Genomic DNA, 9,085 nt, shown 5'->3' with positions numbered 1-9,085 from the left:
GGATAGAACCGGTCAGCATCGTCGGGGAAGGATTCGAACGCCCCCTTCAATTCGGGGTGATCCTTGGCGTAATCGACCAGATCGACGCCCTCGACCCAGGCTTGATGGGCCTGACGCAACGACAGCGCGCCCGCCACCGCACCGGCCTTGTGGCCGAACGCCCCGCCGCCCGACGTCTGGATCACGTTCGAGTGGCCCAGATTGGTGAAGAAGCCCGGCAGCCGCAGTGCGTTCATCCCCCCGGAAATGATCGGGGTGCACGCCTTCATCCCATACCAGAACTGGCGGTAGAACGGGCCGTCAGCCACTTCACGTTCAAGCATGTAAGCGACCGCCTTTTCGGTGGCGTCGCCTTCCATCTTGCCATAGCCCATCGTGCCGGTGTGAATGCCGCTGGCCCCGATCAGGCGAGCCATCTTCATGTGAACCAACACGGAATAACCGCGCTTGGACTGGCTGCTGGTCACCGCACCGTGCCCGGCGCGGTGGTAGTGGAGGAACTGGCTGGGGAAGTTGCGGCGGCAGGTCGTCACCGCCGTCGGCCCGGCGACATAACCATCGACCAGGAACGCAACGTGGTTGGCGTTCTCGGCAAAGGTCTCCAGGATGTAATGGCCGCGCGCGATCATCTCGGCGGGATCGTCGGCGGTGATGTTGGCCGAGAACAGCTTGGCCTGGCCGGTGGCGTCCTGGGCCCGCTTCATCGCGTCGGCGACGAGACGGATCGTTTCCTTCAACGGCGCGAAGACCTGATTGCCCTGCGGTTCGTCGTTCTTGATGAAATCGCCGCCCAGCCAGAACTGGTGGCAGGCATCGGCGAACGGCTGGGGACGCAGGCCCAGCTTCGGCTTGATGATGGTGCCGACCACCATGCCGCCATTGACCTGGGGCCGTCCCAGCACCCGCCACATGTCGGCGATGTTGCAGGCGGGGCCGTCGAACAATTGCAAGAAGGCAGGCGGCACGTAGAAATCGTGCATCTTGGCGTATTCGACGTCGGACATGCCCTGATTGTTGCCGATGGTCAGGGTCAGGAACGAGGCGATCATCGCCCGCCCGTCGATGATGTTGCGGTCGAACAACTCGACCGGGTAGGCGATCTTCATCACCTCGCGGGTTTCGTCGATCTCATAGACCAGAGCATCGACGCCGCGGGTGAAATCGTCGGTGGTACAGACTTCGACATTGGTGCCGGTGGAGGATTCGGCGGCGAAATGCGCGGCGGTGGCAAGATAGCCATAGCCGGATTTCGGCTTCATCCGGTAGGCGCACAGGACGTGCCGCCCTCCCGCGATCAGGTCTTCCTCGGTCAGCGAGAGATTGGCATAGCGGCTGGACTGGTCCATCTGCGTCGGTCTCCAAAAAGGCGTCTCGTCCAACCCCACCACAAGTGGGGCGATTGGGCTGGACGACACTGTGACCGCTTCAAGCCACGCGGAGAACACCCGGAGGGGGAGTGGGGTCAATTACATGGGCGGGTTTTTTCCCACCCGAACGGAGGGGGAGTGGGCGGTTTTGGGGCGGAAATGAGAAGGGGCGCCCCGGATGGAGCACCCCTTCGTCGATCTACGTGCTTCCGCGATTTAACGCCGCAGATCGATCTCGACGCCCGCTTCGCCAGAGAACTCGACCAGGATATCCTCGTCGCGGACGATGTACTGACAGGCCAGACGATAACTCGGTGGGGAGTCCTTCGTCTCGATCTTTTCGATCAGGGACTTGCTCAACTTGCCGTTGACCGACAAGGTCAGCTTTTCCTTGTCGGTCAAGTGGCCGGCCAGCGGCGGATTATCGCCCAGAACAGTCACTTTGATAAGGCAGGAACCGCATTCCCCATCCTGGCACTGGCAGGGAATCGGAATGTCGTTCTTCTTGGCCAAGGCCAGAAGGGTCTTGGTATCGCCCGCCACCGCGTAAACGGTGACATCCTTGTCCAGGATGGGCGAGCTGAAGGTCACGTTCGCCATGCTTTTCCCTCTCTGCATGAATCGGGGAGATCGGGCCGCCGCCCCCTTCCGGCGGACGTCATCACGGTTCCGTCTTGGTGATGATCCCGACAGCCTCGGCCAGTGACAGAGTCAGCGGCGTGATGCCCTCGATTTCCAGGAACCGGATTTCGTTGCGGGTCAGATCCTCGGGCACCACGGCATAGCGCGGACCGCCGGAATGTTTGGCGATCTGGCGGGCAAAGGTGCGGAGAATCTGGTCGTAGAAACGGCATCCCAGAAAGACGAATCCACGTCCGGTGCGGCGCTGTTTGACCGCGTCGGGAATGGGGGTCTGGATATCGATTTCGGTCAGAACCTCGACGTAATCGGAATCCGAGACCAGGACGTCCCCGGTGGGCTGGGCGGCGCCGTGTGGTTTGTAGAGAAGGGTGGTCCAGGCAGTGGCGGCATCATCGGGCAGAATCGCGCCATCGTGATCGACGGTGCGTGACCACACCCCGCCATCCAGCCGACGCGCCTTTGAAGCGCCTTGAATCTGGCCCCAATCGGTGCGGCCCCGGGCGGCAAAGGCCGCCCGCATCGCGCCGTCATACCAGGTATCGACGACCATCGGCAGCCCGTCCAACCCGGCCAGCCACAGATACAGAGCGTTGGGGGTGGGAACCGGCTGGAAGATTTCCGCCATCAGCCGGTCAAGGGTGACGCGGTGACGGTGGGTCTCGATATATTGGCTGGCGTGCCACAGATTGTTGCGAAAGCGCCCCGGTACGGCAACGCGAGAGCCGAGCAGGTGGGCGAGCGGGCGAGCCCCGATCGGCACCGGCGGTTCGGCATCCAGGGCTAGGACCTCCGGCCCCAGATAGGGGATCAGGTGACCGGCGGCGATTTCGGCCCCGATCTGGGCGGCCAGGGCGGTGGGGGAGAGGGATTGGCTCATGACGCGAGGCTCCGGTGCGGCCGCGTCAATCCTCGTCGCCGATCTTGCGGGCTTCGACGGTGATCGGCAGCTTGGTGTCGGCGGGCATGTCGGGCATGGCAAAGCTCCAGCCGTTGGCCAGCTTGATCTTGCCGCCCCACGGTGTGCCGTTTTCCATCTCGACGATTTTTTCCTCCAGATCCTTCTTCGGAACGTAGATTTCGTACTTCTCGCCGACCTTACGCAGCATGACCTTCATGACGGGTTCCTTGGCAGGGAAGAGGAGGAAAAGGGCGGGTCAGGACGGCGGGGCGTCCGGAGCCTTTTCAAGCAATTGCAGTTCGGCGGCACGCATGCCGACCAGACGCGCGGTCTCGATGAAGTCGATCGCGTAGATGTAATAGCGGTTGAGATAGCTGCCGACCGAATGGACGTACCCGATCTCATCCTTGCGGATCAGCACCTCGCCCATCTTGGCGCCGGGAAAGGTGCCGTCATTGCGAACATCGCGAAGTGCAACCACCTTGTCTCCTTTTTCGAAGACGGGCGGTCCCCATAATTCAACAGGGGCTTGTTCAACCATGACGGTTCTCCTTATCCCGGCGCGCCTAGACGGTCGGTCAGGCTTTGACGATGGCGTCGGCCGGGCACACCGCCTGGCACTTCGGCGCGTCACCGTCACATTCGGTGCAGGCCGCCGCCTTGATCACATAGACGTCGTTCTTCAGGCTGATCGCGCCGTTCGGGCACTCGAATTCACAGGCGCCGCAGGACGTGCACTCGTCAGCATTAATCGTAAGGGCCATGACACTCTCCTTTTTTGTCTGGCTATGGTTCAGGCGATGCTGGCAGCGTCAATCCGGACGCCGAACCGTTCGGCGTACCAGGCCGCCACAGCGCTCTCTATATACTCGAACGGATGGGTGTCGACCGCTTCGATTCCAGCTTTGGCGAGATCGGCACGCGGACAGCGGCCGATTTTCGCGACGAAGATGGTCTCTATCCCGTCCAGGGCGGCCAGGATCGTCGGCATCCGCTCGTCGTCCCCCTCACCGCCCAGGCAATAATTATCAGCCTTGCGCAATCCGGAAAAGCGAACACCGGCTCCATCGACTTCGAAGACGTGGAATTCCCGGGCGTGACCAAAGTGCTGGTTGATTCGCCCGCCACCCTTTGTGCACACCGCGACCAGCCGGGCCGGAGCCGCCTTGGGCGCGGCCTGGGCCAGACCGGCGGTCGCCGCGGCGACGGCGCGGGCGCGGTCGGCCCGTTCGCGCGCCACCACTTCACGGTAAACCCGGCGGGGTTCGGGATCGACCACCGGGGCTTCGGGGATCTTGTCCAGGGTGAAGTCTCGCGACAAATCTTCCCCCAACATGCCGACGGCATCGGCGCGACACTGGCGGCAATGGCGCATCAGATGGGCTCCGCCGCCCAAACTGTCCTGCACCGCCTTGACCTCGGCGGCGGTCGGGCCGCGCTGGCCGTCCAGGCCAAAGCGGGTGCCGTGCGACGGATCGGAAATCAGCGGCATCACATTGTGCAGGAAGGCGCCGCGCGCCTTGATCGCCTTATTGACCTCGTTCAGATGGCTATCGTTGATGCCGGGGATCAGGACCGAATTGATCTTGACCAGCACGCCCTTGGCGGTCAGGCGCTCCAGCCCTTCCATCTGGCGGTCGAGCAGGATTTTCGCCGCCTCGATCCCGGTGTGACGGCGGCCGTTGAAATAGATCCAGGGATAGATCTTGGTCGCGATCTCGGGATCGACCGCGTTGATGGTGATGGTGACGTGGTCGATATTGTACTGGGCCAGTTCATCGACGTGATCGGGCAGGGCCAGACCATTGGTCGAGATACAGAATTTGAGGTCGGGCATCTGCGCGGCGACAAGGCGGAAGGTCTCGAAGGTCCGCCGCCAGTCGAACAGCGAATCCCCCGGTCCGGCGATGCCCAGCACGCTCAGTTGCGGCACCTTGGCCGCCACGGCCATCACCTTGCGGGCTGCCTGTTCGGGGGTCAGGCGTTCGCTGGTGACGCCGGGGCGGGACTCGTTGGCGCAATCGTATTTTCGGTTGCAGTAATTACACTGGATGTTGCAGGCGGGAGCCACTGCGACATGCATCCGGGCGAAGTAATGATGGGCCTCTTCGCTGAAGCAGGGGTGGTCCTTGATCCGCTCCCACACCTGGTCGGGAACGTCGCCGCGATCCGAAGGAGCGCCGCAGGAGGACGAGGCGCATCCGCCAGCCGGGGGGACCGGCATGGACCGGGTGATGCTGCTTAGGGGAACGACATTGCCAGACACCGGCGGCCTCCTCGTCAGGGCTCGAATAGCCTGTACTAAGCAAGGAGGATGCCAACTACAAAAATGGCGGAAATGCTGGGATTGGCGCCGGATTGTCGGCTGTCGTATCCGCGACACAGGGTGACAAACCGTCGCGGATACGACAACGGGAGGGCTAGGGCGCGACGGATTCCGACATCGGACGGCGGGCCTGCCAGCTTCGCTTCAGCAAGGTATAGAGGCGGATTTCGGTTTGCTGGCGCGGGGTGAGGCGGACGACCAGTTCGCTTCGGGCCTGTTGCCCCAGTTCGGGCGGGACCCGGGTCGAGGCCAGCAGGGTGGTGACCAACTCGCGCCGGATCAGCGGCGGATAGGTCAGCACTTCAAGCAGCAGCGCCGATTTGACCGACAGCGGAATCCGCTCGCTGACGAACAATCGATCGACGCACATCGCATAGATGCCGAAATCGAGCTTGCCCGCGACCTGACGGGTGAAGTCGAGAAACTCGTCCAGAAACGCGCCGTCGGAAATCCGCCCTTCGGTCAGCAGGCGGATCACATCGAGAAAAGCGCGATAGCGTTCGCGGGCCGGGCCGACCGTGCCGCCCAGTTCGGCGGCCAGATCGCGAATCCGTGCCTCGCGGAACCCGGCGCGGATCAGCGCCTCGGCCGAATCCCGCACCTGGGGGGCAAAGGCGGATTCCTCGATCAGGGCGAACAGTTGTTCGTAGCGGTCGCGGTCGCGACCCGACATCTTGCTGGCGGAAACCCCCAGCGGGATCAGCGCGGCGCGGGCAACCTGCCCGTCGCGGGCGACGATCGCCGCCATCGACAAAGCGGCGGCATCGACGACGGTGCCATCAAGCAGATCGTCGGTAATCACCAGACGGGAGCCAGGGGCAAGGCTGAGATTGGTATCGAGCGCGCCACACTCCATGAAGTGCGCCGCCATGTCGGCAGGCGCGCCGGGCGCGGCGCGGACAAACGTGGTTGGTTGCGGTCCCATCCGTGGCATTGAGCCACAGGACCTTGTCCTCGGCAAGGACAATGCCCTGCCGCTTCGGTCAGAGCTGGCGGACCTCGATATTGTGCTTCTTCAGGGCATAGCCGATCTGGCGGGGGGTCAGCCCCAGCATCCGCGCCGCCTTGGCCTGGACCCAGCCGCATTTCTCCATCGCCTGGATCAGGCGTTCGCGCTCGGACAGGTCGGACTCCTCGTCTCCCGCCGTATCGCCGACGGGGGCGGCGGGACAGGGCGCGGCCGCCAGCGGTCCGGTCGGTACCGGGATCGGGGCCGAAACCCGCCCGGTGCCGGGGGTCAGCGGCGGCGGCGCGGCCGGGGGCTGCTGTCCGCCTTCGACCCCGGGGCGTTTGTGGTGCCACAGGGTCGAGGACAGACAGATATCGTGCTGACAGAGCAGGTTCAGTTCGTCGATCTGGTCGCCCTTGGTCATCGTCGCGGTGCGATAGACGCAGTTTTCCAGTTCGCGGACATTGCCGGGGAAATAACAGCGCTTCAGAACATCGAGCGCCTCGCCCGAGAAGGACAGGCTGCGGCCGTTCTCGCGGTTGAACTGCTCCAGGAAGAAGCTGGCCAGCAGCGGGATGTCGCCGGTCCGCTCGCGCAGCGGCGGCAGGAAGATCGGCACGACGTTCAGGCGGTAATACAAATCGGCGCGGAAGCTGCCATCGGCCACCCCGGCTTCAAGGTCGCGGTTGGTCGCGGCGATCAGGCGGACATCGACCTTGATGGTCCGGGCCCCGCCGACCCGCTCGAATTCGCCTTCTTGCAGCACGCGCAGCAGCTTGGCCTGGAAGCCTGCGGAAATCTCGCCGATCTCGTCCAGGAACAGCGAGCCGCCATTGGCCAGTTCGAACCGGCCCTTGCGTTCCGCGACCGCGCCGGTAAACGCGCCCTTTTCATGGCCGAACAATTCGGATTCCAGCACGGTTTCCGACAGGGCAGCGCAATTGACCTTGATGAAGGGCTTGCGCGCTCGCTGCGACAGGCCGTGGACGGCGCGGGCAACCAACTCCTTGCCGGTGCCGGATTCGCCGCGCAACAGGATCGTCGCCTTGGTCGGTGCCGCCTGTTGGACCTGGGCAAAGACGTTGGCCATCGCTTCGGAGGTGCCGACGACATCGTCAAGCCCGCGTACCGGCTGGACCTGGGCGACCTCGGTCATCTTCTTTTGCAGGCGCTTGGCGTCGTCCATCAGCATTTCACGGTCGGCCAGGACCTTGCGATGCAGCCGGACGGTCTGGGCGATCAGAGTCGCGACCATGGTGAGGAAGCGCAAATCGTGTTCGAACACGACGTAGGAGCGGCCGTCCTGGGCGCGCTCGACCGACAGAGCCCCGATCGTCTTCTCGGTGGTCTTGATCGGGACGCAGTAAAACGCGATCTGCTCGTCTTCCAGCGCCTCGTTATTGCCAGCGCAGGATTCCAGCAAGGGCTCGTCGGCGATGTCGGGCACCACCATCGGGATGCTGGTCGAAATCACCTGGGCGGCGGCGGCATAGGGGTATTTCAGCGCCCCCGACCGTGCCGCCTGAAGCGACATTCCGGTGACGGCGGCCAAGACCGGCTTGTTGTTCTCGTCGCTCAACACCACGGCCCCGTGCCGCATGTTAAGATATGAGGACAGCACGTTCAGAACCTCGCGCAGGGCCTGATCGAGATCAAGCGTCGCGCCCAAAATCTTGCTGATCTCATAAATACCGATCAGCGGCAGGGCGCTGTCATCAATCCGTTCTCGCGTCGAGCGCATTTCCGAAGTCCTGTCTTCCATGACCGTAAACCAACCTTTCCGGACAAAAGAGTTATCCGGACTGAACGTGTTTCTCTCCCCCCTCGTAAGATGTGGGGCTCATTGTTATGCAAATCGAGTGGGTGCGTCCACCCACAACTGTCCGCAGCGGCTCGGCGTGATCCTGGCACGGTAGATGCAGGTGATCTGACGGTGATTCACCGGTCGGAGCAGGGCGATGCGCTGGGGCTTAACGAAATGGGGGCGGGGAGGACTGGCGCTGCTGGGCGTCGTGATTGCCGCGTCTCCGGCCCACGCCGTGCCTCCGCTGCCGCTGGACGCCCTTTGCTCCGCCGAAGTGACGGCGGCGGAACGCAGCTACGGCATCCCGTCCGGTCTGCTTCAGTCGATCTCGATCCTCGAATCCGGCCGGTACGATTCCGGCCGCCGGGCAACAATTGCCTGGCCGTGGACGGTGATGGCCGAGGGCGAGGGGCGATATCTTCCCACCAAGGCCGAAGCGATCGCCGAAGTCCGGCGGCTGAAAGCGCGCGGGGTGCAGAATATCGATGTCGGCTGCATGCAGGTCAATCTGCGCTACCACCCCACCGCCTTTGCCGATCTGGACGAGGCGTTCGACCCCGCCGCCAACGTCGCCTATGCCGCCCGCTTCCTGACCGGGTTGCACGACGCGACCGGCCACTGGCCGACGGCGGCATCTTATTACCATTCCCAGACTCCCAGCCTGGCCGCCGCCTATCGCGAAAAGCTGATGAAAATCTGGGATCGGATCGGTGGCGAGGACGATACCCCGCGTCTGGCCTCGGCCACGCGGGTCAAGCCGCCGCCTTCGTCGCCGTCGCGGCCGCCCTCGGTTCAGACCGCGCTGTCGCGTGACGAACAGGCCCGCCGCGACTCTCGTGCCAAGGCCGAGGCCGGACGGGCCGAGGAAATCCGCATCGCCGAAGCCTATCGGATGGCGCGGGTGGCCGAATATCAGCTTCGTCGGGCGCGTTATCAGGAAGCCCGCGCCCAATTACTGCTGGCTCGGCGCTGATACATCATTCCGGAACGGTTGGTGTTCCTGCACGGCTCGCGAGGCCCGCAGGCGCGGGGGCATGACGCCCCCGATCCCCGTTTACTCTTTCGGGGCTGCCGCGTCGTCTTCGGCGCGGGCCGCCGC

At 63.9% G+C, this 9,085-nt stretch carries 10 protein-coding genes; 1 reads left to right on the top strand and 9 read right to left on the bottom strand.

Annotated elements, in window-relative coordinates:
• From K678_RS16105 to nifA, 9 genes are all read right to left on the bottom strand, one after another.
• On the bottom strand, positions 1–1,346 hold a 1,346-nt coding region (locus K678_RS16105; RefSeq protein WP_021133537.1), incomplete at its 3' end, for a ribulose-bisphosphate carboxylase.
• A gap of 237 nt (positions 1,347–1,583) precedes the next feature.
• Positions 1,584–1,967 carry a 2Fe-2S iron-sulfur cluster-binding protein gene (locus K678_RS16100; protein WP_021133536.1) on the bottom strand — a complete coding sequence of 128 codons (384 nt, stop codon included), beginning with the start codon at positions 1,965–1,967 and terminating at the stop codon, positions 1,584–1,586.
• Positions 1,968–2,028: 61 nt separating this feature from the next.
• Positions 2,029–2,886 (bottom strand): SIR2 family NAD-dependent protein deacylase, encoded by an 858-nt coding sequence (locus tag K678_RS16095; RefSeq protein ID WP_021133535.1) that lies wholly within the window; start codon positions 2,884–2,886, stop codon positions 2,029–2,031.
• Positions 2,887–2,911: 25 nt separating this feature from the next.
• Positions 2,912–3,124, bottom strand: coding sequence for a putative nitrogen fixation protein NifT (gene nifT, locus K678_RS16090; protein ID WP_021133534.1), 213 nt, complete (start codon positions 3,122–3,124; stop codon positions 2,912–2,914).
• A gap of 39 nt (positions 3,125–3,163) precedes the next feature.
• Positions 3,164–3,448, bottom strand: coding sequence for a nitrogen fixation protein NifZ (locus K678_RS16085; protein ID WP_021133533.1), 285 nt, complete (start codon positions 3,446–3,448; stop codon positions 3,164–3,166).
• A 37-nt stretch (positions 3,449–3,485) separates the two neighbouring features.
• Positions 3,486–3,671, bottom strand: a complete 186-nt coding sequence (locus K678_RS16080; protein ID WP_021133532.1) for a 4Fe-4S binding protein — start codon at positions 3,669–3,671, stop codon at positions 3,486–3,488.
• 29 nt (positions 3,672–3,700) lie between these two features.
• Positions 3,701–5,173 (bottom strand): nitrogenase cofactor biosynthesis protein NifB, encoded by a 1,473-nt coding sequence (gene nifB / locus K678_RS16075; protein WP_039853569.1) that lies wholly within the window; start codon positions 5,171–5,173, stop codon positions 3,701–3,703.
• Between the two features lie 154 nt (positions 5,174–5,327).
• A complete protein-coding gene (locus K678_RS16070; protein ID WP_231376282.1) occupies positions 5,328–6,167 on the bottom strand; it encodes a hypothetical protein in 840 nt (279 codons plus the stop codon).
• 49 nt (positions 6,168–6,216) lie between these two features.
• Positions 6,217–7,923, bottom strand: a complete 1,707-nt coding sequence (gene nifA, locus K678_RS16065; RefSeq protein ID WP_039853567.1) for a nif-specific transcriptional activator NifA — start codon at positions 7,921–7,923, stop codon at positions 6,217–6,219.
• A 217-nt stretch (positions 7,924–8,140) separates the two neighbouring features.
• Between nifA and K678_RS16060 the strand changes: the two genes are divergently transcribed.
• The gene (locus K678_RS16060; protein WP_021133528.1) at positions 8,141–8,959 is read left to right on the top strand and encodes a lysozyme family protein; all 819 of its coding nucleotides are present in this window, start codon (positions 8,141–8,143) and stop codon (positions 8,957–8,959) included.
• The last annotated feature ends 126 nt before the right edge of the window (positions 8,960–9,085 follow it).

The sequence above is a fragment of the Magnetospirillum fulvum MGU-K5 genome (genome assembly GCF_000442515.1).
In the GTDB taxonomy this organism is placed as follows: domain Bacteria; phylum Pseudomonadota; class Alphaproteobacteria; order Rhodospirillales; family Magnetospirillaceae; genus Phaeospirillum; species Phaeospirillum fulvum_B.
This window is presented reverse-complemented; position numbering and strand designations above follow the sequence as displayed.

Excerpts from the sequence above, each read along its gene's own strand:
- K678_RS16100 (WP_021133536.1), bottom strand. The coding sequence starts at position 1,967 with ATGGCGAACGTGACCTTCAGCTCGCCCATCCTGGACAAGGATGTCACC.
- K678_RS16095 (WP_021133535.1), bottom strand. The coding sequence starts at position 2,886 with ATGAGCCAATCCCTCTCCCCCACCGCCCTGGCCGCCCAGATCGGGGCC.
- nifT (WP_021133534.1), bottom strand. The coding sequence starts at position 3,124 with ATGAAGGTCATGCTGCGTAAGGTCGGCGAGAAGTACGAAATCTACGTT.
- K678_RS16085 (WP_021133533.1), bottom strand. The coding sequence starts at position 3,448 with ATGGTTGAACAAGCCCCTGTTGAATTATGGGGACCGCCCGTCTTCGAA.
- K678_RS16080 (WP_021133532.1), bottom strand. The coding sequence starts at position 3,671 with ATGGCCCTTACGATTAATGCTGACGAGTGCACGTCCTGCGGCGCCTGT.
- K678_RS16070 (WP_231376282.1), bottom strand. The coding sequence starts at position 6,167 with ATGCCACGGATGGGACCGCAACCAACCACGTTTGTCCGCGCCGCGCCC.
- nifA (WP_039853567.1), bottom strand. The coding sequence starts at position 7,923 with ATGCGCTCGACGCGAGAACGGATTGATGACAGCGCCCTGCCGCTGATC.
- K678_RS16060 (WP_021133528.1), top strand. The coding sequence starts at position 8,141 with ATGCGCTGGGGCTTAACGAAATGGGGGCGGGGAGGACTGGCGCTGCTG.